The sequence below is a fragment of the Rhizobium sp. N621 genome (assembly GCF_001664325.1).
GTDB lineage: Bacteria > Pseudomonadota > Alphaproteobacteria > Rhizobiales > Rhizobiaceae > Rhizobium > Rhizobium esperanzae.
The window spans coordinates 543,541-568,131 of the sequence record NZ_CP013499.1; the positions used below are offsets into that span (position 1 = coordinate 543,541).

Annotated in this window: 20 protein-coding genes; 13 read left to right on the plus strand and 7 right to left on the minus strand. The window is 59.5% G+C overall.

What is annotated here, in order from left to right:
- Positions 1–39 precede the first annotated feature (39 nt).
- Positions 40–1,374, plus strand: coding sequence for an aspartate aminotransferase family protein (locus tag AMK00_RS29595; protein ID WP_064813223.1), 1,335 nt, complete (start codon positions 40–42; stop codon positions 1,372–1,374).
- A 69-nt stretch (positions 1,375–1,443) separates the two neighbouring features.
- On the opposite strand, the gene AMK00_RS29600 is transcribed toward AMK00_RS29595, so the two are convergent.
- The 3 genes from AMK00_RS29600 to alr all read right to left on the minus strand — a co-directional run bounded on the left by AMK00_RS29600 (position 1,444) and on the right by alr (position 4,964).
- Positions 1,444–2,448, minus strand: coding sequence for an AraC family transcriptional regulator (locus AMK00_RS29600; RefSeq protein WP_064812887.1), 1,005 nt, complete (start codon positions 2,446–2,448; stop codon positions 1,444–1,446).
- Between the two features lie 83 nt (positions 2,449–2,531).
- Positions 2,532–3,800 (minus strand): D-amino acid dehydrogenase, encoded by a 1,269-nt coding sequence (locus AMK00_RS29605; protein ID WP_064812889.1) that lies wholly within the window; start codon positions 3,798–3,800, stop codon positions 2,532–2,534.
- Between the two features lie 30 nt (positions 3,801–3,830).
- Positions 3,831–4,964 carry an alanine racemase gene (gene alr, locus AMK00_RS29610; protein ID WP_064812891.1) on the minus strand — a complete coding sequence of 378 codons (1,134 nt, stop codon included), beginning with the start codon at positions 4,962–4,964 and terminating at the stop codon, positions 3,831–3,833.
- A gap of 125 nt (positions 4,965–5,089) precedes the next feature.
- Here alr and AMK00_RS29615 point away from each other — a divergent pair, with 125 nt between their 5' ends.
- Positions 5,090–5,554 (plus strand): Lrp/AsnC family transcriptional regulator, encoded by a 465-nt coding sequence (locus AMK00_RS29615; RefSeq protein ID WP_064812893.1) that lies wholly within the window; start codon positions 5,090–5,092, stop codon positions 5,552–5,554.
- 17 nt (positions 5,555–5,571) lie between these two features.
- On the opposite strand, the gene AMK00_RS29620 is transcribed toward AMK00_RS29615, so the two are convergent.
- Entirely contained in the window at positions 5,572–6,297 is a 726-nt protein-coding gene (locus tag AMK00_RS29620) for a helix-turn-helix transcriptional regulator (protein WP_064812895.1), read from the minus strand.
- 162 nt (positions 6,298–6,459) lie between these two features.
- Positions 6,460–7,098 carry an acyl-homoserine-lactone synthase gene (locus AMK00_RS29625; protein ID WP_064812897.1) on the minus strand — a complete coding sequence of 213 codons (639 nt, stop codon included), beginning with the start codon at positions 7,096–7,098 and terminating at the stop codon, positions 6,460–6,462.
- Positions 7,099–7,279: 181 nt separating this feature from the next.
- On the opposite strand from AMK00_RS29625, the gene AMK00_RS29630 reads away from it, so the two are divergent.
- From AMK00_RS29630 to AMK00_RS29670, 9 genes are all read left to right on the plus strand, one after another.
- A complete protein-coding gene (locus AMK00_RS29630) occupies positions 7,280–7,624 on the plus strand; it encodes a helix-turn-helix domain-containing protein (protein ID WP_020919472.1) in 345 nt (114 codons plus the stop codon).
- A 249-nt stretch (positions 7,625–7,873) separates the two neighbouring features.
- A complete protein-coding gene (locus AMK00_RS29635) occupies positions 7,874–9,301 on the plus strand; it encodes a glycoside hydrolase family 15 protein (RefSeq protein WP_064812899.1) in 1,428 nt (475 codons plus the stop codon).
- Positions 9,302–9,394: 93 nt separating this feature from the next.
- Positions 9,395–11,266, plus strand: coding sequence for a GMC oxidoreductase (locus tag AMK00_RS29640; protein WP_064812901.1), 1,872 nt, complete (start codon positions 9,395–9,397; stop codon positions 11,264–11,266).
- 88 nt (positions 11,267–11,354) lie between these two features.
- Positions 11,355–12,470, plus strand: coding sequence for a ferritin-like domain-containing protein (locus AMK00_RS29645; RefSeq protein WP_064812903.1), 1,116 nt, complete (start codon positions 11,355–11,357; stop codon positions 12,468–12,470).
- Entirely contained in the window at positions 12,467–13,024 is a 558-nt protein-coding gene (locus AMK00_RS29650) for a hypothetical protein (protein WP_064812905.1), read from the plus strand. The genes AMK00_RS29645 and AMK00_RS29650 overlap by 4 nt, the downstream gene beginning before the upstream one ends.
- On the plus strand, positions 12,990–13,928 hold the full coding sequence (gene iolE, locus AMK00_RS29655; RefSeq protein WP_064812908.1) for a myo-inosose-2 dehydratase: 939 nt from the start codon (positions 12,990–12,992) through the stop codon (positions 13,926–13,928). Before AMK00_RS29650 ends, iolE begins: the two co-directional genes overlap by 35 nt.
- Before the next feature lie 128 nt (positions 13,929–14,056).
- Positions 14,057–15,085 carry a sugar phosphate isomerase/epimerase family protein gene (locus tag AMK00_RS29660; protein ID WP_170965818.1) on the plus strand — a complete coding sequence of 343 codons (1,029 nt, stop codon included), beginning with the start codon at positions 14,057–14,059 and terminating at the stop codon, positions 15,083–15,085.
- Positions 15,086–15,202: 117 nt separating this feature from the next.
- Positions 15,203–16,027, plus strand: a complete 825-nt coding sequence (locus AMK00_RS29665; RefSeq protein ID WP_064812909.1) for an MBL fold metallo-hydrolase — start codon at positions 15,203–15,205, stop codon at positions 16,025–16,027.
- Positions 16,028–16,065: 38 nt separating this feature from the next.
- The gene (locus AMK00_RS29670) at positions 16,066–17,721 is read left to right on the plus strand and encodes an alpha-keto acid decarboxylase family protein (RefSeq protein ID WP_064812911.1); all 1,656 of its coding nucleotides are present in this window, start codon (positions 16,066–16,068) and stop codon (positions 17,719–17,721) included.
- A 37-nt stretch (positions 17,722–17,758) separates the two neighbouring features.
- Here the strand turns inward: AMK00_RS29670 and AMK00_RS29675 are convergent, their stop codons facing one another.
- Positions 17,759–19,522, minus strand: a complete 1,764-nt coding sequence (locus AMK00_RS29675) for a putative bifunctional diguanylate cyclase/phosphodiesterase (protein WP_064812913.1) — start codon at positions 19,520–19,522, stop codon at positions 17,759–17,761.
- 234 nt (positions 19,523–19,756) lie between these two features.
- A complete protein-coding gene (locus AMK00_RS29680) occupies positions 19,757–21,619 on the minus strand; it encodes a HAMP domain-containing methyl-accepting chemotaxis protein (protein ID WP_064812914.1) in 1,863 nt (620 codons plus the stop codon).
- A gap of 698 nt (positions 21,620–22,317) precedes the next feature.
- Between AMK00_RS29680 and AMK00_RS29685 the strand changes: the two genes are divergently transcribed.
- Together AMK00_RS29685 and ntrB are read left to right on the plus strand one after the other, a co-directional pair.
- Positions 22,318–23,631, plus strand: coding sequence for a CmpA/NrtA family ABC transporter substrate-binding protein (locus AMK00_RS29685; protein ID WP_064812916.1), 1,314 nt, complete (start codon positions 22,318–22,320; stop codon positions 23,629–23,631).
- Between the two features lie 56 nt (positions 23,632–23,687).
- On the plus strand, positions 23,688–24,581 hold the full coding sequence (gene ntrB, locus AMK00_RS29690) for a nitrate ABC transporter permease (RefSeq protein WP_064812918.1): 894 nt from the start codon (positions 23,688–23,690) through the stop codon (positions 24,579–24,581).
- The last annotated feature ends 10 nt before the right edge of the window (positions 24,582–24,591 follow it).

Sequence of the window (24,591 nt, forward strand, 5' to 3'; positions counted from 1 at the left end):
GAAATTGCCATTCTCCAGGCGATTTCAAAGGAGGCCAGGATGGACCAGATCAGCAAGACGAATGCGCCCGTACTCGAAAATTTCTGGATGCCGTTCACCGCCAACCGGCAATTCAAGGCCGCGCCGCGCCTGCTGGCCGCTGCCGAAGGGATGTATTACACCGACGTCGATGGAAACCGGGTGCTGGACGGCACGGCCGGGCTCTGGTGCTGCAACGCCGGCCACGGCCGCAGGAAGATCGCCCAGGCGGTCGAGCGGCAGCTTGCCACGCTCGACTATGCGCCGACCTTCCAGATGGGGCATCCGATCGCCTTCGACTTCGCCGCCAAGCTCGCTGCGAACGCACCGGGCGGCGCTGACGCCAAGCTCGACAGGGTCTTCTTCACCGGCTCGGGCTCGGAATCGGTCGACACGGCCCTGAAGATCGCCATCGCCTACCAGCGCGCCATCGGCCAGGGCACCCGCACTCGGATCATCGGCCGTGAAAAAGGCTATCACGGCGTCGGCTTCGGCGGCATTTCCGTCGGTGGCCTCGTCAACAATCGGCGGGTCTTCCCGCAGATCCCGGCCGATCACATGCGCCATACGCTGGATATCGGGCGCAATGCCTTTTCAAAGGGGCTTCCCACGCATGGCGTCGAACTGGCCGACGATCTCGAACGCCTGGTGCAGCTGCACGGCGCCGAAACCATCGCCGCTGTCATCGTCGAGCCGATGTCGGGATCGGCGGGTGTTGTCCTGCCGCCGAAGGGATATCTGGAAAGGCTGCGCGCGACCGCCGACAAGTACGGCATCCTGCTGATTTTTGACGAAGTCATCACCGGCTTCGGTCGTCTCGGCACACCTTTCGCGGTCGACTATTTCGGCGTCGTTCCCGATCTGGTCACCACGGCGAAGGGCCTGACCAACGGCGCCGTACCCATGGGCGCCGTCTTTGCCAGCCGTAAGGTCCATGACGGACTTATGGTCGGACCCGATAATGCGATCGAACTCTTCCACGGCTACACCTATTCCGGCCATCCGGTCGCTTGCGCCGCAGGGCTCGCCACCCTCGAAATCTACGAGGAAGAAGGGCTGCTGACGCGTGCATCCGACCTGGCCGAATATTGGCAGGACGCCCTGCACTCATTGAAGGGCCTCGCGCACGTCGTTGACATCCGCAATCTCGGCCTGGTCGGCGCGATCGAACTGGCGCCGCGTGACGGTGCTGCCGGAAAGCGCGCCTACGACGTCTTCGTCGACTGCTTCAACAAGGGGCTGCTGATCCGCGTGACCGGCGACATCATCGCTCTGTCTCCACCGCTGATCATCGAGAAGGAGCAGATCGACACGCTCGTCTCGACGCTTGGGGAGGCCCTGAAACGCGCGGCCTAGAGCATTTGCCGTCGGCGATCGGACGCTCGGTCCGTCGCCGATGGAACCGTCTGGACGCCGAGGCGGAGTTCAGCGCTTCAGCGTCTGCGACGGTAGCTCGCCGAAACGCTTCTTGTATTCGGCGGCAAAACGCCCGAGATGGGTAAATCCCCATCTGAGCGCGACATCGGCGACAGCCTGTTTCGCACCGGATTCGACGAGGTCTCGACGGGCGGCGACCATGCGGATTTCATGGAGATAGGCGATCGGAGTGGTGTTCCTGAACTGCCGGAAGCCCTGCTGCAACGTCCGAATGCTCACCTTGGCTGCCATCGCGATCTCATTCAGCGAGATCGGTTCCGTGATGTGCGCATGCATGAAATCGATGGCCCATTTCACATGGCGCGGAGCCGGCGCAGGCGCAGGAAGCGCCAGCTCGTTCGAATAGCGATGCGGAAAGGTCTCGAGAAGCAGGAAGATCGCCGCGTCGCAGAGCGCGCTGATGGCCAGCGGCGATTCCTGCAGCAGCCCGCCCCCGCCAAGTCCACGATACAGGTTCGCAACGAGTTGCCGCAACAACAGCCCCGGGCCAGCCGTCAGGTCGAAATGGGGAAGAAAACCGGCATCACCGGTGATCGTTCGCTCGAACATATGCGTGAGTTGCCCGTTGATCCTCGCCTGATCGACGAATAAGCCGAGATGGCGGCGAGAGCCGAGCAGACGGGCGCCGGTGGCGCGACCCGCTCCCAGGATGGCGCCGCGACCCGGAACGGAATGGATCGGTTCCTGTCCGGCATCGAAGACTGCATTTCCCTCAACCGGCAGGAATATGATTACTTTGCTGCTCGGCGCCTCCCGCCTGAGCGAGATTGCGCCGTCATAGGCGCAGTCGGCTATGGTCAGATCCCCCGCCGAGACGAAATTGCAGCGATATGCGATGGAGGAATTGGCTTGCGCGGCAGCCTTGATCGGAGAGGCCGATGTCGACAATATCTCCGAGAGGGCATCCGGGTCTGTTCCGCTGTATGCCGTTTCCCAAAATGACGAATTTTGCCCGGCCGGATAAGGGAGGGGCGCATCGGAACCAACGGACATTCACCACCTCACGATAATTTCCCACGAGTATAGTTATTCTCTGGGATAATACTCTTCTTTCTTTGCGCTACTTCGCCGGGATTTCACGCGTAGCGGCTGACCGCAAGATCCCGCGAATCGATCTCAGGGGTACGGGCGCTGACGAGGTCGCTGATGAGCCTTGCCGACCCCGTGCTCATGGTCCAGCCAAGGGTGCCGTGACCGGTATTGAGGAAGAGGCCGCCGATCTTCGTCGGGCCGATGACCGGCGTTCCATCCGGTGTCATCGGCCGCAGGCCGGACCAGAAGGAGGCCTTGGACACATCGCCACCGGGGAAGAGATCGGTGACGGAATGTTCGAGCGTGCTGCGGCGAGCGAGCCCGAGATCATTGGTATAGCCTGATATCTCTGCCATGCCGCCGACGCGGATGCGGTCGCCGAGCCGAGTGATGGCGATCTTGAAGGTCTCGTCCATGACGGTCGATTCCGGCGCACGCGATGCATCGGTGATCGGGATGGTCAGCGAATAGCCCTTGACCGGATAGACCGGCAGGCCGATGCCGAACGGCTTGAGCAGCAGCGGCGAATAGCTGCCGAGGGCAACCACCACGGCATCCGCGTCCATGCGTTCGCGCTCGCGATCGAGATCGCGATCGGTGACGACCCCGCGCACGCGGCCTGCTTCGACGTCCAGCGCCTTGATCGTCGTCCCATAGGCGAAGCGGACGCCGAGCGCTTCGGCTTTGACGGCCAGCGCATTGGTGAATTTGAAACAGTCACCGGTCTCGTCTTTCGGCGTCAGAAGGCCGCCGACAATCTTGTCGCGCACGCGCTTCAGCGCCGGTTCGACCCGGATGCAGCCGTCCCGGTCCAGCACCTCATAGGGAATGCCGTCAGCGGCGAGCGCCTTGACGTCTTTCGCCGAGGCATCGAGCTGCTGCTGCGTGCGGAACAGCTGCAGGGTTCCCAGCATGCGTTCGTCATAGGCGATGCCGGTTTCGGCGCGAAGCTCGGCGAGCGCGATGCGGCTATAATCGGCAAGGCGCAGCATGCGGCTCTTGTTGATTGCATAGCGCTCGGAGGTGCAGTTGGACAGCATCCTCGCCATCCAGGAGAGCATGGCCATGTCCAATTTCGGGCGCAGGATGAGCGGCGCATGTTTCATGAACAGCCATTTCATGGCCTTCATCGGAATGCCGGGTGCCGCCCATGGCGAGCAATATCCGAAGGAGACTTCGCCGGCATTGGCAAAGCTCGTCTCCAGCGCCGGCCCCGATTGCCGGTCGACGACGGTGACCTCATGACCTGATTTGGCCAGCTGATAGGCGGATGTGACGCCGACGATGCCGGCACCCAGAACAATGACTTTCATGATTTCCTCAAGAACAATGCCGGCGGGCTCTCAGCAATAGTGCCTGTCGTAACGATCGCCCAAACCGGTTAGTATTTCGTAAGATATCGTTCCGGCATCGCCAGCCACGTCTTCGAGCGTCTGGTTGGGACCAAGCACTTCGACGAGGCTCCCGAGGCTCAGCGCCCCTTCGGGCAAAGCAGTGATGTCGACGGTCGCGCTGTCCATCGACACGCGCCCCACGATCGGCAGACGGATGCCCTTGTGATAAACGGCGCCGCGGTCGCCGAGACTGCGCGGCAGGCCGTCGGCGTAACCGGCGGCAATGGTGGCGAGGCGGGTTTGGCTGCGCGTCACATACGCGCCGCCATAGCCGATCTTGGTGCCTGAAGGTACGGTGCGCGTCTGCACGACCGCGACATCCAGCCTGACGACCGGTTCCATCGGGCTCTTGCCGCCGGCATTCGGTGCGCCGCCGTAAAGGGCGATGCCCGGGCGGGCGAGCACACCATGATAGGCATCGCCGAGAAAGACGCCGCCGGAATTGGCGAAGGAGATGTCGAAACCGGGAAATTCATCGGCAATGCGCGCCATCTCGGCAATCTGTTCGCCGTTCTGGCTGCTCTCCAGGTCGTCGGCGCAGGCCAGGTGGCTCATGATGAACAGGATTTCGACATTGGCGCCGTCGCGGATGGCTGCCGCCAATTCGGCTCTCTCTTCCTCGGGAAAACCGAGCCGCGACATGCCGGTGTCAAACTGCAGAACGGCCGGCAGGCTGCGCTTCAACCGGCGCGCCGTCGCCGACCATTGCCGCCACTGCGCGAGCGAATTGAGAACCGGAACGATGCCGCTTTCGGCGCAGGCGAGCTCGCTGCCGGGCTGCAAGCCGTTCAGCACGAATATCTGCGCAGCCTTAGCAAGAGCCGGCCGCAGCCTCACGGCCTCGACGAACTGGGCGACGAAGAAATGCCTGCAGCCCTGATCGTAGAGCGTTTGGGCGACCCGCTCGGCGCCGAGACCATAAGCGTCTGCCTTGACGACGGCGCCCGCGCGGACCGGCGCGAGCATCGATGCAAGCTTCGAATAATTGCGGCCGAGCGCGGCAAGATCGATCGTCAGATAGCCCGTGGCTCCCTGCGTGATCGTAGCGGTGCGTCTGCGGGAAACCAAAATATCGCTATCCATGTCCACCCCATCTCGATATCAGGAGCTTATGAAATAATGAGCGAAATTGCCGATGATATTGTCGCTTATTATTGCGCATACTGCATATTATTCGCATAATCAGCCAAGATCTGAAGGAAACCGTCATGCCCGCCCTCGACACGGTCGACCGCAATATCCTCAGGCTGTTGCGCCTTGACGCGCGTATGAGCAACGCCAAACTCGCCGCCGAGATCGGCCTTTCGGCGTCGGCCTGCCTCAGGCGCATCAAGATCATGGAAAAATCAGGCATCATCCGCGGCTATACGGCGCTGGTGGATACCGGCAATGCGGATGAAATGATCGCCGTGATTATCAACATCACCCTCGAACGGCAGACGGAGGATCATCTCGATCGCTTCGAAGCGGCGGTGCGTCGGCATCCGGAAATCCGCGAATGTTTTCTGATGACGGGCGGATCTGACTACCTGCTGCGCGTGGAGGTTGCCAGTGCGGGCGAGTTCGAACGGATTCACAAGGAGATATTGTCGACCTTGCCCGGCGTCCTCCGGATTCATTCCAGCTTCTCGATCCGCAATGTTCTGGCGACGCGCACGCGGGGCAGGCGCTGAACCGCCAATCCGCTAGCCTAGATCAACTCCAGCGCCGTTGCCTTGGCGACCGCCTCGCTCGTGGTCGCAACGGTCAGCTTCCGGCGCGCCGAGGCGAGATAGAGCTGCACCGCACTGATCGAAATGCACAACCGGGCGGAAATCTGCTTTGCCAGAAAGCCGCTGGCCGTCATCTCCAGACATTGCAGTTCGCGGCGCGACAAATGCGGCACATCCGCAATCTCCCTCATGCCCGCCAGCACCATGGCCCTGTCGTGGAGATGATGGGCGAGAAACTGGAGGTCGCGCATGCAATCCATACGGAACTGCCGCCAATAGGCGTCGGGGTGATTGGACGTCACGGTAAACAGCGATCGCTCCCCCTGAGGTCCCCGCACCGGCAGGGTTACGCCTTGCCGGCCGACACCGAAGGCCATCGCCTCCTTGAAGAAGCCATAGGCTCGGCCTGAATCCCATTTTGATGCGGACCATTCCACGGGCAGGAAGCCGCGCCGGCCGAGACGCACGACGGGATCGATACTGAAGTAGTCCCGGTCACGATATTGCTTCACCCACTCGGGCGGGTAGGTCAGCATCAGCAATGGATTGCTGTCCGCCATCCCCGAGTAGCGGGTCACATGCAGAACCATATGCGATATCGCATAGATGTGGCGGACTTCGTCCAGCGTCGTTTCCAGATCCTGCAATGTCGGCGCCGCGGAGATCCGGTCCAGACAGTAGAAAAAACGAGAACTGCTCAGCATGAGATGGACTCGTGGTTGCGAGGTTTCATAACTGCTCGCGACGGTAACATTTCCCGATTACCGAGAACAGCAGCTTTTTGTAGCAACCATGACGCGACATGAAGAACAGGTTAAAGAACTCGCGAGATCCATCCTATGCTGGGCGGCGGGACCGCGCTGAGCCTATCCCATGCCGCCATTGACAGGGGCTCTGGCAGGATAGGGAGAGGCTTGCTCGAGAAGCCGGTACAGGTTGGCCCGCAGTGTCCGACAATTGTCCGCCGTCACATCCCATAGGCCAACATACAGCTTGCCGATCTCGGGCCGGGATCGGGCAAGCGGCATCGGCCTCCAGCCGATCCTTCGGTACACAGCAACCATCGCGGCGTCATAGACGCCGACAATGCTCTCGATACCGGTGTCGAGGGCAAGATCGCAAAGCCCGGAGAGCAGCTCCGTGGCGACTGCGCGCGATTGCTCCATGGGTCCGGCATGGGGATGAAGGCAAAAGCGGGTACATTCCCAGGTCGTCGGGCTATCGACGTCGATAGGCTGATCGAAGAAATGCCGGAACTCGCTTTTGAGCATCGTCGCTCCGGTAGTCGGCAGTAGGCGCAGCGAACCCGTCAGCGTGCCAGAAGTCCGTTGCGTGACGAGATAGACGGGATCTTCGGCCTCGTCGTATCGGTCCCTCTCCCATTGATCCCGGACATCGACCTGCCATCCCAGCCGATCGCGAAAAACGGCGGCGCGAGCCCGAAACATTTCATCGAAAGCACGTCGATCGGTGTCGAGCATGTCTTTGGTGAGTATCCGCAACATATCCGTCCCTCCTGATGTGCTGACGTTTCACAACAGGAAGCCGAGCCGGAGCAATCTGGATATTTCACCAGGTTGACCGGTGCTTGGCTTTGCCTTCCCCTTCCATAAGAAGTTTCTGATGTTCGTCGATTGAAAGCTCTTGGCATTGCCAATTTTAATGCAACCAACGGGAGGATTCTTGATGACCCACGACATGGCACGCGGCAGACGTATTCGAGAGGCGATATCTCGGGGCAAGTTCCGGAAAGTTCACGCCCTGGCGGCCGAACTGGACGTCTCCGTCGCCGCCGTCTCACGGTGGCAGAATGGCGGACATACGTCACTGGAAAGCGCCTGTGCGCTCGCCGATCTGCTGGATGTCTCCCTCGATTGGCTGCTGCTCGGGCGCGGCACGATGGACTGGCATAGGAACAGCGCGATCTCCGCCACGGAATTGCAAATGGTTCTGGCGTTGCGCAACCGGTCTGCGGCAACACGCTCCAATCTCGTCGGGCTGGTTGAATCCATCCCGCCGGAGCACCCGTAACGCCAGGCGCAATTCTCTAAGATTATTTGACCTGAGCTCAACATCTTCAGGTTGATAAACAGCGGATCATCGACGATCTTTCTAGTTAAAGGTTCAATTGCAGCGAGGGCAGATGGCAAGCACCCTGCCCTCCGCAGAGACCTTGTGTTCACTCTCGACACCCATTCGGCCGCAATATTTCGCTCATCCGGTCCGGAATATTTTGTCGATCTGGTCCCGGCAAGTCTCAACCGATCTTGGAGTCTGTCAATGACAGTTGCGCTTTGGAGTCAGTCAATGACGGGTGCGAACCCGGCCCATATCGGCGCCAATGCGCCTACAGTCAAACCGAGGCCTGCCTTCGCGCAGACGGATCTGGTCGCATTGTCGCGCTATTTTTCTCTTCTGATGATGCGCAACATCACCAGCGATGGCTATGTCATCGAGGATCCCACATCGCCCGGCGTCTTTTCGGCCCCGGGCTGCGTCATCGCCGCACCCTCCTATCCAGCGAACACGCCGGGTGTCGACCAGGACTATGTTTTCAACTGGGTCCGCGACGGGGCCATTACTGCCATCGAGATCGCGCTTGCCGGCTTGTTACCCATTCCGGGCGGAGTTTTGCCGAGCCTGGTCGACTACGTGAACTTCGCCGCGCTCTGCCAGGCGAATGCGAAGAATTCCGACACCGTCACACTTGGCCACGCCTGCTTCACCATCACCGGCGAGGTTCGTCCGTGGTCGGAGCAGAATGACGGGCCGGCCATTCAGTCGATTGCGATCCTGACCCTGTTCGATCAGCTGGATGGCGCCACGCAGACGATCGCCAAACAACTGGTCCAGGCCAACCTCGCTTATCTTCTCGAAGTTTACCAGAACAAGACCACAAATCTCTGGGAGGAATATGAGGGCTATTCGTTTTTCGCAAGAGCCGTACAGCTCCGCTTTTTCCGGGAAATTTCCACAAACACGATCGGCATTACGGTGCCTGCCGGGGTGGCCGACGCCATCTCCTGGCTGGAAAGCCAGCTGGCAACCCACTGGAACGGGCAGCTCTATGTGAGCATTCTGGATGCCCAGGAGCAAGCCGGTTACGACGCGAACATCGATATCGTCTCTTCGGTCTGCTATGGCGGGATCGAGCCAACCGATACCAAGCTTCTGGCAACGGCGGCCATCCTGCGGCGCCAGTGGGCCGATCCTTCGTCTTCGAACTATTACCCGGTCAATGGCGCCGACGCGGCCAAAGGGCTCGGACCACTCTTCGGGCGCTATCCAGGCGACCATTACGATGGCGATGTGGCGGCTCCGGTTGCCGGCGGGCATCCCTGGGCTCTGTGCACCGCCAACTTCGCCGAGTTTCAATATCGGCTTGCCAATGCCATCGATGCCAGCGGCGCCATCCCCCTCGATCAGTTCTCCGAACCCTTCTTCGCGGAACTGGGACTTGGCGCATCCAGCAGCGCTGCCGACGCGTCGGCTGCTTTGCGGGCTTCCTCTGACGCCATGCTGCGCGCCATCGTCTATCACAGCGATCACTATGAACTGAGCGAACAGTTCGATGGAACCGTTGGCTACGAGAAAAGCGTCCGGAATCTGACCTGGAGCTATGCCTCCTTCCTCTCGGCAGTCAGAGCCCGCGCCGCCGCCCCGGCCGCCAAGTCCAAGCCCCGAAACTCTCGCGGCCCGAAATCATGACGATTGAAGGCCGTAGGGCCTGATCTCGATTGAGTCCAGAACGCATGATCCGCAAAGCCCTGATCGGCTTTCCGGGGTTAATGGAGGACCAAAGTGCTTTTTCCCCTCGAATCGGCCATAAGAGCCGACGCCAAGACCGTCGCAGAGTCTGGCGACTACGACATCGTGATCGTCGGCAGCGGCATTTCCGGAGCAATCATTGCCAAGCAGGCTGCGGAAGCGGGCAAACGTGTCCTTATCCTTGAAGCCGGAACGGGTTCCAATGTCACTCTGGCAGGCTATGACAATCTGCTGACGACTTTCTATTCGGCAGCCTCCAAGGACAACCAGTCGCCCTTTCCGCTGAATGCGAACGCGGCCATACCCCGCAGCCCGCAGCTTCGCAAGCTGCAGGCGGGAGAAACCGATAGTTCGAACTACATCGTTCAATCCGGCCCTTATGTCAGTGATACGGTATATACCCGTATTTTCGGCGGAACGACCATGCACTGGGAGGCGAAAACGCCCCGCCTGCTTCGCTCGGATTTCAAGACGCGCACGCTTTTCGGCCACGGGCTGGACTGGCCGCTGAGCTTTGAGGAAGTCGAGGAGGATTACCGCCTCGCCGAGCGGGAAATCGGCGTATCGGCGAATGTCGAAGATCAGCAATATCTCGGGCAGACCTTCCCGGACGACTATGTCTTTCCCATGCGCGGCCTGCCGCTTTCCTATCTGGATCAGCAGGTCAACAAGGGCATCGAAGGCACCAGTGTCGAACTTTACGACAAGACCTATCCCCTGAAGGTCAGGCCCTATCCGCAGGGGCGCAATGGCATACCGAACCCAGCCTATGACGGTGGGAAGGGCTACCGTCCAATCGGCGCCGTTGATACGCATCAGGTCGAAGAGGGCGGCCGGTGCCAGGGCAACACCAACTGCGTACCGCTCTGTCCCGTGCAAGCGCGCTACCACTCCGGCAAAACGCTTGCCAAGGCGTTCGCGGTAAACGGGAAAGGCGGCGAGCGGCTTGTCGAACTGCTGCCGCAGGCGGTCGCATCGAAGGTCAACATCGATCCGGATAGCGGGAAAGTCCGCTCCCTCGAGGTCAAGATTTACAAGGACCCGGCCTCACCGGCTCACGAGACCATCACCGTCAAGGGCAAGGTTTTCGTGCTTGCGGCAGGCGCCATCGAAACCGCGCGTCTTATGCTGGCCTCCGGCCTGCGCAGCACCAGCGGTCTTGTCGGACGCAATCTGATGGACCACGCCTACCTGCTGAACTGGGCGCTGATGCCTGAGATCTGCGGCACGATGCGGGGAACCAGTTCGACGGGCGGTATCGTCGACCTGCGGGACGGCCATTTCCGGGAAAAGCAGGCCGCCTTCGCCATCGATATCCATAATGACGGCTGGGGCTGGGCCACGGGTGCGCCGACCTCCGACCTTCTGGAACTGGTGGATGATCGCAACCTCTACGGCGCGGATCTTCGGCGCGGCATGGTCGACCAGGTTTCGCGGCAGTTGCTGCTGGCGTTCATGATCGAGGTCATGCCCGTCGAAAGCAACCGCATCACGGTGGATCCGCAATATACCGATGCTCTGGGCAACATGCGGCCCATCCTGTCCTTCACGGTTCCGGAATATACCATGAAGGGTGCCGCCTATGGCCGCCAGTTTGCGCGCACTGTCTTTACTCGCCTCGGCGCGCAGGACCATACCCGTTACGACCCCAGCGATTACGGCTATGTGGCCTATGAGGGACATGGCTATGCGATCCGCGGCGGCAATCATCTGGCCGGCACCCATATCATGGGAACGACGAAGACCAATTCCGTCGTGGACAAGAACCAGCGCAGCTGGGACCACGAAAATCTCTATCTTGTGGGCGGCGGCAGCATGCCGACAATCGGCACGGCCAATGTCACCTTGACGCTGGCCGCCATGTGCTTCCGAAGCGGTCGCGACATTCTGACGTCTCTGCATTGAACGAAGACCGGTATCCGGCGCGGAACGAACCTATGGGTTCGATGCAAGCAGGCCGGTGCACCCAACTTATCTTTCACGGAGCATGAGCATGGATTCCTATAGTATCAAGACGCTCGATGAGCTGAAAGAGTTTCTCTACCGGGCGATGCAGCTCGAACATGCGACGATTCCGCCGTATCTGACGGCGCTTTACTCGATCAAGCCCGGCGTCAACCAGGACGCAACCCAGGTTCTGCGCGTAATCGTCGTGGAAGAAATGCTGCATCTGACGATCGCGGCCAATATTCTCAATGCCATCGGCGGCAAGCCGGATCTTGTCAGGCCGGACTTCGTAGCCAGCTATCCGGCCGCCCTGCCGGACGGCGAGACCGATTTCAAGGTCAGCATCCAGGCATTCGGCCGTGAGGCGCTGGCGACTTTCCTGAAAATCGAGCGGCGGGCCCAGCGTCCTGAACATCTCGTCGGCAAGGGCCTGATGCACCGCAAAACTCCCGCTGGTATCACCGCGCTCGCCAGCCATCCGAGACATGAGGACCTCCATTTCTACAGTATCGGCGAGTTCTACTCGGCCATCGCGGAAGGCATCAAATACCTGGAAGCCGAAGCGAATGAGGCGGGCACAACCATCTTTACCGGCGACAGGTCGCGCCAGATCACCTCGGAATATTATTACTCCGGCGGCGGCGAGCTGTTTCCGGTGACCGATCTTAAAAGTGCCCAGGAAGCGCTCGAGCTCATCATCGAACAGGGCGAAGGCGACGGCGGCGGTATCTACGACGATGACGACCACGAACTGGCCCATTACTATCGTTTCGAGGAACTGGTCAAAGGCCGCTACTACCAGAAGGGCGACCAGCCCGGCCAGCCCACGGGTCCGCACCTGCAGGTCGATTGGGAGGGCGCCTATCCCATAAAAGAGAACCTGAAAGTGGGGGACATACTCGAAGGTTCGGAACTGCGTGAGGCGGCGATCGCCTTCAACACGCGCTATGGCGAATTTCTCCAGCTTTTGACGCGTGCCTATAACGGCCAGCCAAACCTGCTGCTGGAGGCCGTTCCGATGATGTTCGAATTCCGCAACATGATCCTCGAACTCATCCGCAATCCGCTGCCGGGGCATCCCAATAAGAATGGCAGCCCCACCTATGAGATCCCCGGTATCAAACAGCCAGTCGTCACCCGGCAGGCGGAGGTGACCGCATGAGCAGCCGTTTCGAGCCATTTCTGGGTCTTTCCGTCGAATTGACGGCCTTCTCCTACTTCGATCTTCTGGGAACCGGCCTGGCAGAACGCTATCTCGCCACGCTCGACACGGTGGTCGGCAGCGAGATCACCGACGCACTGCTGGCCGCTTTCACCGCCCTGCCACCGCCGGAAAGCGAGGCCCGTATCCGCGCCATGCGCACGACCATTCTCGGCAATGAATTGCTGGGAGAGGTGGCCCGCGCGCTGATCAAGCTCTGGTATTCCGGCACCTGGTTCGAGCTGTCCACCGCCTGGACGGAGCGCTTTGGCCCCAGGCCTGCGAATACCACCTTCGTCGTTTCTCCCGATGCTTACATCGAGGGTCTGCTCTGGAAGGCGATCGGAGCCCACCCTGCGGGCGCCAAGGGGCAGGGTTTCGGCTCCTGGGCCTTTCCGCCGAAAATTCCGGCTCCCGCCCCCGTTCCAAGACCTGCCCTGACGCCAATTCCGCTTGTCCTCAAAGAACTGGATCCACGCCATGACGAATTATCTGCATCGACTGACGCCCGCTAAGGTCTGGCTCGGCGTCATCCCCACGCTCTGGTGGAATGACGATTTCATCAATATCGACATCGGCATCCCCTACGAGCAGGCTCTGAGTGAAATGGCGCTCGCCGGCTATGTCGGGTGCGGCGTTGGCCATAAATATCCGACGGATCCGAAAATCTTGCGCCCCGTCCTCGAACTCAGGGGGTTGCGGATTTCCGAGCCTTGGGTGAGCACTTACTTCACCATCAAGGCGATGAATCGTCACACGCTTGAAAGCGTCGATGCTCAGCTCGACTTCCTCGAAGCCATGGAAGGCGGCAGCGACGATCCGCGCAGGGCAGATCTCGTCGTCTCCGAGTTTGGCGGAGCGGTCAATCCGCTTCCGGTCGCCCTGTTTCCCAATTGCCCCGAATTCTCCGAGGACCAGTGGAAACAGCTGATCGAAGGCCTGCATGCAGCCGGCGAGAAAGCCAGGGCCCGCAACCGCCGGCTCTGCTATCACCCGCATCTCGGAACCGGGGTGATGAAGACGGAAGCGATCCACCGGCTCATGGACGAGACCGATCCTCGCCTGGTCAACATGCTTCTCGATACCGCGCACCAGGCGGCTGCCGGCGTTGATCCGCTGGCGCTGGCCAGAAAATACGCCCACCGCATCAAGCATGTTCACCTCAAAGACATTCGCGGCGAGGTGGTCACGAACATTCACAAGGGAGAATTGTCCTTCCAGCAAGGGATCGAGGCGGGGATATTCACCGTTCCGGGCGACGGCTCCATCGAGACCTTTCCGGAAATCCTCGATGCGTTGGCCGAGGCGGATTTCGCCGGGTGGATCTGCATCGAGGCAGAGCAGGACCCGGCCAAGGCCAATCCGCTGCAATACGCGAAAATGGGCCGCGAATATCTGCGCAAGCTGCTTGGATGGTAGCCCGGCGCCGGCCGTTTGTTTCAGCCCGATGGCAATGTGAGGGAGGCGGGGACGGATCTCGCCTCATCACAATGCCGGGCGAGACATCATCCTGAACCACGCATTACTGGATAGCCACAGCTGGAGCGATGAAGATGGAAGAGGCACGCAGGCGAGATATATATTTCAGCTTCTTTATGTTTACAGCGGATTTGAAGCCCAATGACGCGGGCTATACCGAGGTTCTCGTCAGGCATCTGAAAGCTCTCACCGAGATCGGCTACACCGGCTTCGATGTGCATATCGCCCCGGGACCGGTTCATGCCGATCATCACGCTGAGGTCGAAAGCTATATCAGCCTCAGACGAGCGTTCGATCGGGCCGGCTTCCGGGATGTGAGGTTCACCACCAATGTGGGGACCACGCGAAGCTTCGATCCGACCTCGCCCTACGAGGAACAGCGCAAGCAGGCTTTGTCCTATCTCAAATCCCGCGTCGACATCACCTCGGTGCTGGGCGGGGAGAATACGATCATGTCGGGGCCATTCCTGTACCCCTATGGTGTCTTTCCGCTGACGGATGACGGCGATGGGATCTGGAGCGACGCGCTTCAGGATTGGATGAAGCCACGATATGCGGCGGCGGCCTCCATCTTCCGGGAATTGGCGCAATATTCTGCCGAGAAGAGGGTGAAGCTCGCCATCGAACCCGTCAAGAATTGGGAAACGCCAGGGCCGACAATGGTCTCGGAAGCGCTGGATTTTCTCGAAAGCGCCGACATTCCGGTCGGTGGCGTCACGATCGATACAGCCCAGGTCGTGATGGAAAGCCAGGGGCCGGCAATCTTCAGGAAAAACGTCGCCCGGGCAGCACAGCAGAGCCGGCTGAATTACGTTCATATCTCAGCGCCGGACCGGGGCGCTGTCAGAGATAGCTGGATTCCCTGGGAGATCATGCTGGACGAAATCGAACCGGTCTATTCCGGCCCGTATCTCGTCGAAGTCTTCAACGCGATTCCCCCCTTCGAGAGCTCGATGCGAATGACGCGCAGACGTTTCTGGCGGCCCGGCGAGGACGCGCCGGAGGCTGATGTCGACAGCGCCTACGACGTTGCGCGCGCCGCCCTGAGGACATTGGAGGAAAAGATCGCGTCCCACGGCCGTCGATCTCATTCGTGATGGCGCTCCGGCGCGTAAATGGTGGAAACAGCCCGCGAATGCTGGGGAACCAAGTCTCCGCCATGCCCGGGTGAACGTCAAATCTCAGCAAACGACCTTTCAATCAGGGAGATACCTATGGTGGCGCAATTGCCGGATCCCATCAAAATCGTCAGGCGAGCAGGCGATGTCCGTATTCACACGTTCATTTCGGCTTTCACGGATGACAATATCGCCAACGCGACGCACATCATCGAAAGCAGGAACAAGCTTGTTCTTGTCGATGGGCAATTCCTCGTCCCCTATGCGCTGCAATTCAGGGCCTATGCCGACAGTCTCGGCAAGGAGATCGACCGGATTTACCTATCGCACAGGCACCCGGACCATTGGTTCGGCCTGGGAGCCGCATTCAGCGACATTCCGATTCATGCACTGTCGGAAACGAAGGAGTTCCTGAGGCAGCATGGCCAGGATTCCCTGAATGACCATTGGAAACTGGGCAACCTCGCTCCGAAGACCTTGGTAATTCCCGAAAAAACCGTCCGCGCCGGCCACGAGATCATCGACGGAGTCAAATACGTATTTGATGAAGTCGTTGATACGGAGATCGATTTTCTCCTCACCATAGGTCTTCCTGATGTCGGCGTTTTTATTGCCCAAGACCTGATCTACAGCGGAACGCACCTTTATCTGACGAAATACATGGAACATTGGATCGGGGTTTTGCAGGGCATGCTGCTGTCCGACTATGAGCTGTTCCTTCCCGGTCACGGCTTTCCGGCTGACAAAAACGAGGTTGCCAAAAATATAGAGTATTTGTCCGTCGCCATAGAGGCCGCCGGCAACGGACTCACCAATGATGCTTTCAAGCGCTTCCTGCTGGAAAGATTTCCAGAACGAAAATGCCCCGGAATATTCGACATATACATACCGCGCTTATTCGATAACGCGAGCGAGTTCTAATATTCGTCAATTCTCGTCAACAGGGGAGCCGCTGGAACATGGGCGATACATACACGGTTGGACAATATCTGGTCGACAGGCTTCGCGAACTGGGCCTGGGACACTTGTTTTCGGTGGCGGGCGATTATTCGATCGAATGGGTAAACAGCTATGTCGAGAAAAGCGATATTCAGGTCATCGAAGAGGTGAATGAACTGAATGCCGGTTATGCGGCCGACGGCTATGCGAGACTGAAAGGAATTGGCGCGCTGTGCGTCACCTATTCCGCAGGCTCGCTTTGTGCGACAAATGCGATCGCCGGATCCTACGTCGAGAAAGTGCCGGTCGTCCTGATCAACGGTGCGCCAAGTATCCAGAAAACGCTGAGATTCGAACAAACCGGCTATAGTTCGCACCACTTCATCAGCGGGCGCGAAACGGATCGTCAGGTGTTCGAATACATAACCGCCGCTACCGTCCGCATAGACAGCCCTCATCTTGCGCCAATGCTGATAGATTATGCGCTGACACAGTGCATCACGGAAAGACGTCCGGTCTATATCGAGTTGCTGGAGGATATGGTCGACCTGGAATGCACGCGTCCGTCGAATGCATTGAAAGCGGCGCCTGACATATCCGACGAGGACAGTCTCAATCAGTCGATCGCGCAAATCAGCGAAAGATTGCAGAATGCCACCAAACCGCTGATCTGGATCGGTGTCGAGATCGACCGGTTCGGCCTTCACGACCAGGCGGAGCGGCTTATCCGGGACCTCAAAATTCCCTACGTGACCGAGCTTCTGAGCAAGGCCATCCTGTCGGAAGACGATGTCCAATTTGCCGGGGTGTTCGATGGCCAATCGTCGTCACCCTATGTCCAGTCTATGGTCAAAGACTCCGACTTCGTATTGGCGCTGGGCGTCTGGTTGACCGATATCAACGATTTGGGCTGGCCTATCGATCTCAACAAAACCGCATTCGCCTCATGGGATACCGTGAAATATGGCACGATCTTCAACGCACAGGTTTCGTTGGCGGATCTCGTCAACGGCTTGATCGACAAAAGGCTGACATGCAAAGCCCAAAGCCTACCGGCGAAAACGGCCCGACAGGCGCCGATCGTGAATCCGACAGGCGAAATCACCTATCAGGGCTTCTACGATTTCATTCAGCAGCAGATCGACGGAAATACAATCGTTGGTGCCGACGCCAGTTTGAATTATTTCGGGAGCCTGCTTCTTGAAGTGGGGGCTCGCCGCGGTTTCATCGTCCAATCATCCTATTCGGCGATCGGTTATATCGGCCCGGCCGCGACCGGGGTTTCGCTGGCGAAGCAAGCTAAACAGAGGCTGCTGGTCTTTGCCGGAGATGGCGGGTTTCAGATGACCGCCCAATGCCTCTCGACACAAACCCGTTTCAATCTCAACCCGATCATCTTCGTGATGGACAACGGCGTCTATGGCGTGGAGCAATGGCTTGCCGATGCGTCGGTTTTCCATGGTAACAAGCCGTTCTACAATTCCTGCATCCTGCACCGATGGAATTACAGCAAGTTGGCAGAGGTCTTTGGCTGCCGGGGCTGGAAAGTGGACACCTATGGCGAACTGCAGGACGCCATGAACGCCGCAAAAGAAAACCTGAACACTCCGTCCATCATCCAGGTCGTCGTGCCTCAGCGGTCAATCCCCAATAATGCGAACTGGAAAGCAAGCTAAAGCGGCTCCGCTTTTAAGCAAAGCGCAGAACCACTCGTTATCGACTGGCCCCAACAACGTCGGCCCGCTCGCAATCGAATATCTCCTGCTCCAAACGCGCCGACAGTTCGGCAAACGACTGCGGTCGTCCGAACGCATAACCCTGGAGGGTGTGGACGCCGAGCGCGGCGAGCACGTTGGCATGCTCGAGCGTTTCCACGCCTTCGGCAATCACCTCCATATCCAGCGCCCGCGCTATGTCGACCAATGAGCCGACCAGCCGGCGGCTGGGCACCGATTGCAGGATCGGCGTCACCAGCTGGCGATCGATCTTGACCCGATCCGGCCGCAGCTCGAGCAAACCCAGCAAGGAAGCGTGTCCGGACCCGAGATCGTCGATTTCGATGTCGATACCGAAAGACTTGATCGCCTCGATGTTCTGCCGCACCTGATCACTCAGGCTGTCCAGGAATATCGTCTCGATCAGCTCGGAGCTCAATCGACCGGACGGGATGTCATAGCCGTCGAGCTTCGCCGCCAGCTCGGGATCGTCGAGACGATCGGCGGACAGATTGACGGACACACGGATGCCTTCGAGCAGCGCCGATGATTTCATGTCCGACAGGACAGCCTTCAGAACGACGTCGTCAAGCTCTGCAACCAGTCCATTCGACGAGGCGATGGACAGGAAATGCGCCGGGGCGAGAATTCCTCGAGTGGGATGATGCCACCGCGCCAGAGCTTCGACACCGTTCACCCGGAAAGATTTGGCATCGACCTGCACCTGGTAGAATGGGCGGATCTGGCCGAGCGCCAGCCCGGACCGCAGATCCTGGGCCAGCTGCCTTTCGTTCGCCAGCGTCGACGCCATTTCGTCGGAAAAAATCTCGGCCCGATTCCGGCCGTTGCGTTTGGCATGGTACAGCGCCAGATCGGATTGGGAGAGCAGTCTGGCGAAATCGGCGCTCATGGCGCTGGCAACGCCAATCGAGCACTGCACGATGAGCGTCTGATCGCCGACAGGAAGTGGGCTTTCCAGACGTCTCTGAATATGATCGAGCACAGCTATCGTCTTGTCGCACTCGTCCTCGGTGATGACGACAGCGAATTCGTCGCCGCCGAGCCGTGCCGCGACGTCACCGGCTGAAATGGCCTCCAGCAGAATTTTACCGACATGACAGAGAACGAGGTCGCCGACCGCATGCCCGAAGCCGTCGTTGATCTCCTTGAAATGGTCCACGTCGATATGAAGAAGCGCAACCTTGACGCTCTCCTGCCCGGCAAGTTCGGACAGGGCGAAATCGAAGCTGCGCCGGTTCAACAGACCGGTGAGGTGATCGTGGTCGGCCGCGAACCGCGCCTCCGCCCGGCTCCTCTCCAGTTCCTTGTTGAGAAGCACGTCGTCCGTCACATCCCATTCGGCGCCCACAAAGCATGGGTCGCCGGCGGCATCGACGAAATAACGAGCACGCGAACGCAGATAGCGGGTCGCTCCATCCGGCCGAATGATGCGAAACTCGGACGCATAATCCGATTTGGTTTCGATCGCGCGCAGAAATATTTCGTTTGTCGGCACCAGGTCGTCGGGGTGGATACTGTCGAGCCAGATGACATCGAGCGGCGCTTTCGGAACGCCATAGATCAATTTGAGCTGTTCATCCCATCGCGTCTGGTTTTTGGGGATGTTGTGCTGCCAAATCCCAATCCCGGAGGCTTCAAGGGCCAGTCCAAGCTGGCGAAGCAGGTTCTCAAGCTCGACATTTGTCCTGGATCGTTTGTTGCTCAAGGCGATCTCGCTGTTTCGTTCGCCCGAATGTCGCATCGAACATTTTAAAGAGTGCTAATCGAGAGTAACCCGCCGGCGGCAATCCGACCGCTGCAGATCCCAAATTCGCCGAAGGCCGAGCAATGTCCGGCGTCGGACCAGGGCAGCCTGTGAACAAAGAGCTTCCTCCGGAACCTCTTTGTCCACAGCAGCACAGCCTGAAGCTGCGCCCATTCTTCTCATCAGGGGAGTCTTCCCTTCAAACTGACGAGACGTACCACGGCCTCAAATTTACCTTCGCATCGCGGGCCGCAGAGCGACCACCTGCATGCTGCTTTGCGTATTGGACTGGGCATTCACTGGGCCTCTGTCACCATCCAATTGGAACTGATTGACGAGCTCGCGCAGGCGGCTTGCTTCTGAGGCTAGTGAAGAGGCGGCGGCCGTCGATTGCTCGACCATCGCCGCATTCTGCTGGGTTGCCTGATCCATGTGATTGATGGCGGTGTTGATCTCGGAAAGCCCGGTCGCCTGCTCGCGCGCCGAGGTGGCGATCGCGTCCATGGCTCGATTAATTTCGGCGACGCGTTCGCCGATCGATTTCAGTGACGTCCCGGTTTCGAGAACAAGTTTGACCCCGTGCTCGACTTCGGTTGACGACTTCTGAATGAGGCCTTTGATTTCCTTGGCCGCCTGCGCGGCTCGTTGCGCGAGTTCGCGGACTTCTTGTGCAACCACCGCAAAACCCTTTCCTGCCTCACCTGCGCGCGCTGCCTCGACACCGGCGTTGAGCGCCAGAAGGTTCGTCTGGAAAGCAATTTCGTCGATGACGCCAATGATGTTGGAAATCTGCTGTGAACTGTCCTCGATGCGTCGCATGGCCTGCTCCGCCTCCGACACGATGGTGGCCGAGCGCTGGGCGCTGACATTGGCTTCCACAGAGATATTGCGCGCCTCCTCGGTGCGTTTCGTCGCCATCGCGACATTCGAGGTAATCTCGTCCAACGCGGCGGCGGTCTCCTCAAGGGAAGCGGCCTGTTGTTCCGTGCGCTTCGATAGGTCCTGGGCACCGGAAGCTATTTCACCGGTGCCATTGTCTATGCTGTGCACCGTCTGAAGCACGGCGCCGATCGTCGCGCCCAATTGCCGGAGCGAAGTATTGAAATCGTCGCGCAATGCTTCGTATTCAGCGGCAAATCGCTCCGAGAGCTGGAAGGATATGTCGCCCGCGGCAAGGCGCCGGAGACCTCCGCCCAAGGTAGTCGTTGCAAAGCGCAGCTGCTCGGCTTCGCGTTCGGCACGCTGCTGGGCTGCGGCGCGCGCCGCCTCGCTCTCACTGCGGGATTCGGCAGCCTCCTTCTCAAGCCTGACAACGTTGAGAGCATTCTGGCGAAACACTTCAACTGCGCCGGCCATTTCACCGATTTCGTCCGCACGGCCGGCATAAGGAATATCGCTGTCGAGATCTCCAGCCGACAACCGTTTCATGGCGGACGCCGTATTGCGGATCGGATTGGCAATGCCGGAAATCGCAAAGACGATACCCGCGATAGCCACGAGCAAGGCCAGCGAGGCGATCGCAGCAGTCAGCATGAAAGCGGATTTCGCGGAAGCATCACTTGCCGCCACGAAGCCTTCGGTCTGGCTGAGAATGAATGCCACCAGATCCGCTACCCCATTGTTCACCAACTCGGCCTGCGGCTCCATCTTCTCCTTGAACAGCCGGACTGCCTCAGCTGTCTTGCCGCTATCTTCGAGCGCAATCATTTGCTCCGCCAACGCGCGATATTTGTCGATTTCCGGCTTTATCTGATTGATCAACTGGCGCCCGCGCTCCGTGCGCACGCCCTTCTCGTATTCGCCGACGACCGTCTCGAGCCCAGCGGCTGCAGCTGCGATCGCCTGCTTTTCGGTTTTGTCGTTCTCCGCGGTGTCTTCGAGCAAGTACCGGGCGTGGGCAAGTTTCAGATCAAGAAAGTTTGCTTTGATCTCACGCGCTGTCACCAGCCGATGCACCCAGAAGGTACCGACCTGCTCAGCATTTGCGCGAAGCGAGGAAATGGTGTCCAGCGAGACGTAGGACAGACCAAGTATGAACATGCTGATGATGGATAGCTTTAGGATGAGTGCTTGCTTGATGCTCGGGCGTTTCATGCGGGTCTCCTCTTGGGACGGTCGCTGCCGGTTAAGGCAAAATCTCCCATCGGATTCGACAATTTAGTGTTAACTAAACCAAGACATTCGCTCCGGTTTCGAAATCTCCGGTCACCGCAATTACTTCCGCGTTCAATCTCAAGCCAGCTCCACTAAAAGTTACTGGAAAATAACAAGAATTACGACTTTTCCGGGCGCGAAAATCAGCGCAATGGGACGCCTTCAGGCTCCCACTGCGTCGCGATTCGTCAGATTGAGAGCATTGGAACGCAACCGCTCCGTTTGATGCCTTCGGCCGATGAACGTGAGCGTGCAGCCTCTCATAGGGTCGAGCCGCCTAATTAGGTGTGGCCAAGTTATGTGCACTGCACAAATATGGCGCTTCGCACGTGCGCTACACATTCGCACTCGCACAAATCATGATCATATTCTACAACTGCCCAATAAATAATCATTGCTCAAATTACCGATTTTCCTGTTTTGCTGCCGGCAGTTACTCGCCTTCCTGCGAATTGGCACGCTGGTTGCAAGTCCCAAAACGCCCAGTCAACGGCGACTGAGCAGAGAGGCGCGGCATAGGCGCCGACTTCGACACCGACGTCGCAAGGTTTCTGCTGTGCGGGATCTCCCATTCCGAACGCAGATGCCGGCGGCGTTTTTTTTGCGTCCGAACTCAGCAAGCAGAGGGGAACCTGCAGATGAAAAAGATTTCGACGACTGGCATTTCGACAACCGGCATCACCCGCCGCAGCATGCTCAAGACGACTGCGGCAGCCGCCCTGATCGGCGCCGTCAAGACTGCCTTTCCCTCCGGCGCCTTCGCAGCCGGGACGGGTCCTGAAGTGACGGGCGTCAAGCTCGGCTTTATTGCCCTGACAGACTCCGCGCCGTTGATCATCGCCAAGGAAAAAGGCCTTTTCGACAAGCACGGCCTGCCGGAAACCGATGTCGCCAAGCAGGCCTCCTGGGGCGCGACGCGCGACAATCTGGTGCTCGGCGGCGCAGCCAACGGCATCGATGGCGCCCACATCCTCTCGCCGCTTCCCTACCTCATGCAGACAGGCAAGGTGACGCAGAACAACAAGCCGGTGCCGATGGCGATCCTTGCCCGGCTCAATCTCGACAGCCAGGGCATCTCGGTCGCCAAGGAATATGCCGAAACCGGCGTGCAACTCGACGCTTCAAAACTGAAAGCCGCCTTCGAGAAAAAGAAGGCGGAGGGCAAGGAGGTCAAGGCCGCCATGACCTTCCCGGGCGGCACCCACGACCTCTGGGTCCGCTACTGGCTCGCCGCCGGCGGTATCGATCCGAACAAGGATGTGTCCACAATCGTCGTGCCGCCGCCGCAGATGGTCGCCAACATGAAGGTCGGCAATATGGACGTGTTCTGTGTGGGCGAGCCGTGGAACGAGCAGCTCGTCAACCAGGGCATCGGCTTCACCGCGGCGACCACCGGCGAGCTCTGGAAGGGGCATCCCGAAAAGGCGCTCGGCCTGCGCGCCGACTGGATCGAGAAGAATCCGAATGCCGCCAAGGCCCTGCTGATGGCCGTCATGGAGGCGCAGCAATGGTGCGAAAGCATGGACAACAAGGCGGAGATGGCCGAGATCCTCGGCAAGCGCCAATGGTTCAACGTTCCGACCAAGGACGTGCTCGGCCGCCTGAAGGGCGACATCAACTACGGCAACGGCCGCGAGGCCAAGGCCACCGACCTCTACATGAAGTTCTGGAAGGACGGTGCCTCCTATCCGTTCAAGAGCCACGACACCTGGTTCATGACGGAAAACGTCCGCTGGGGAAATCTGCCCGGTACAACCGACATCAAGGCTCTGGTCAACCAGGTGAACCGCGAGGACATCTGGCGCGAGGCCGCCAAGGATCTGGGCGTCGCCGCGGCCGACATTCCCGCCTCCTCGTCGCGCGGCAAGGAGACCTTCTTCGACGGCAAGGTCTTCGATCCTGAAAATCCCTCCGCCTATCTCGACAGCCTGTCGATCAAGGCCGTTTCCTGATCCCGCCTCCGGCGCGCCCGTCGCGCCGGCCTTCCATTCCCGTGAGGAGCGCGCTGATGTCCGCCCTGGCAAATAAAGAAACTCCCTCGATAGCCGCCCCTGCCAAGCCGGCGGCGAAGGTTCTGTCATTCTCCGGCAAGCAAGGATCGCGGATCGATTTTCGCCGTGCGGCGCTGGCCGCACTTCAAAATATCGTCCCGCCCGCCGTCGTGCTGACACTCGTCCTCATCCTCTGGCAGGCGCTCTGTTCATCGGCGGACGCCTCTCTGCCTTCGCCGCATCAGGTCTGGCAGAATAGCTACGATCTCATCGCCTACCCGTTTTTCAACTACGGCTCCCAGGATATCGGGCTCGGCTGGCGCGTGCTGGTTTCGCTGCAGCGCGTCGCCTATGGCTTTGGGCTCGCCGCGGTGGCCGGCGTCATCGTCGGGGCGATCATCGGCCAATCGGTGTGGGCGATGCGTGGCCTCGATCCGATCTTCCAGGTGCTGCGCACGGTGCCGCCGCTCGCCTGGCTGCCGCTGTCGCTCGCCGCTTTCCAGGATTCCAACCCTTCGGCGATCTTCGTCATCTTCATCACCTCAATCTGGCCTGTCATCATCAACACCGCCGTCGGCGTCCGCAATATTCCGCAGGATTATCGCAACGTTGCCGAGGTGCTGCGGCTCAACCAGTTCGAATTCTTCTGGAAGATCATGCTGCCGTCGGCAGCCCCTTACATCTTCACCGGCCTCAGGATCGGCGTCGGGCTTTCCTGGCTCGCCATCGTCGCGGCCGAAATGCTGACCGGCGGCGTCGGCATTGGCTTCTTCATCTGGGACGCATGGAACTCCTCGCGCCTTCCCGACATCATCGTCGCGCTCGCCTATATCGGCATCGTCGGTTTTGCCCTCGACAAGCTGGTGGCCGCGCTCGGCAAACTCGTCACCCGCGGCGCCATGGCCAACTGAGGACCGTACG

Coding starts and splice junctions, on each gene's coding strand:
- AMK00_RS29595 (WP_064813223.1), top strand. CDS start 40: ATGGACCAGATCAGCAAGACGAATGCGCCCGTACTCGAAAATTTCTGG.
- AMK00_RS29600 (WP_064812887.1), bottom strand. CDS start 2,448: ATGTCCGTTGGTTCCGATGCGCCCCTCCCTTATCCGGCCGGGCAAAAT.
- AMK00_RS29605 (WP_064812889.1), bottom strand. CDS start 3,800: ATGAAAGTCATTGTTCTGGGTGCCGGCATCGTCGGCGTCACATCCGCC.
- alr (WP_064812891.1), bottom strand. CDS start 4,964: ATGGATAGCGATATTTTGGTTTCCCGCAGACGCACCGCTACGATCACG.
- AMK00_RS29615 (WP_064812893.1), top strand. CDS start 5,090: ATGCCCGCCCTCGACACGGTCGACCGCAATATCCTCAGGCTGTTGCGC.
- AMK00_RS29620 (WP_064812895.1), bottom strand. CDS start 6,297: ATGCTGAGCAGTTCTCGTTTTTTCTACTGTCTGGACCGGATCTCCGCG.
- AMK00_RS29625 (WP_064812897.1), bottom strand. CDS start 7,098: ATGTTGCGGATACTCACCAAAGACATGCTCGACACCGATCGACGTGCT.
- AMK00_RS29630 (WP_020919472.1), top strand. CDS start 7,280: ATGACCCACGACATGGCACGCGGCAGACGTATTCGAGAGGCGATATCT.
- AMK00_RS29635 (WP_064812899.1), top strand. CDS start 7,874: ATGACAGTTGCGCTTTGGAGTCAGTCAATGACGGGTGCGAACCCGGCC.
- AMK00_RS29645 (WP_064812903.1), top strand. CDS start 11,355: ATGGATTCCTATAGTATCAAGACGCTCGATGAGCTGAAAGAGTTTCTC.
- AMK00_RS29650 (WP_064812905.1), top strand. CDS start 12,467: ATGAGCAGCCGTTTCGAGCCATTTCTGGGTCTTTCCGTCGAATTGACG.
- iolE (WP_064812908.1), top strand. CDS start 12,990: ATGACGAATTATCTGCATCGACTGACGCCCGCTAAGGTCTGGCTCGGC.
- AMK00_RS29660 (WP_170965818.1), top strand. CDS start 14,057: ATGAAGATGGAAGAGGCACGCAGGCGAGATATATATTTCAGCTTCTTT.
- AMK00_RS29665 (WP_064812909.1), top strand. CDS start 15,203: ATGGTGGCGCAATTGCCGGATCCCATCAAAATCGTCAGGCGAGCAGGC.
- AMK00_RS29670 (WP_064812911.1), top strand. CDS start 16,066: ATGGGCGATACATACACGGTTGGACAATATCTGGTCGACAGGCTTCGC.
- AMK00_RS29675 (WP_064812913.1), bottom strand. CDS start 19,522: ATGCGACATTCGGGCGAACGAAACAGCGAGATCGCCTTGAGCAACAAA.
- AMK00_RS29680 (WP_064812914.1), bottom strand. CDS start 21,619: ATGAAACGCCCGAGCATCAAGCAAGCACTCATCCTAAAGCTATCCATC.
- AMK00_RS29685 (WP_064812916.1), top strand. CDS start 22,318: ATGAAAAAGATTTCGACGACTGGCATTTCGACAACCGGCATCACCCGC.
- ntrB (WP_064812918.1), top strand. CDS start 23,688: ATGTCCGCCCTGGCAAATAAAGAAACTCCCTCGATAGCCGCCCCTGCC.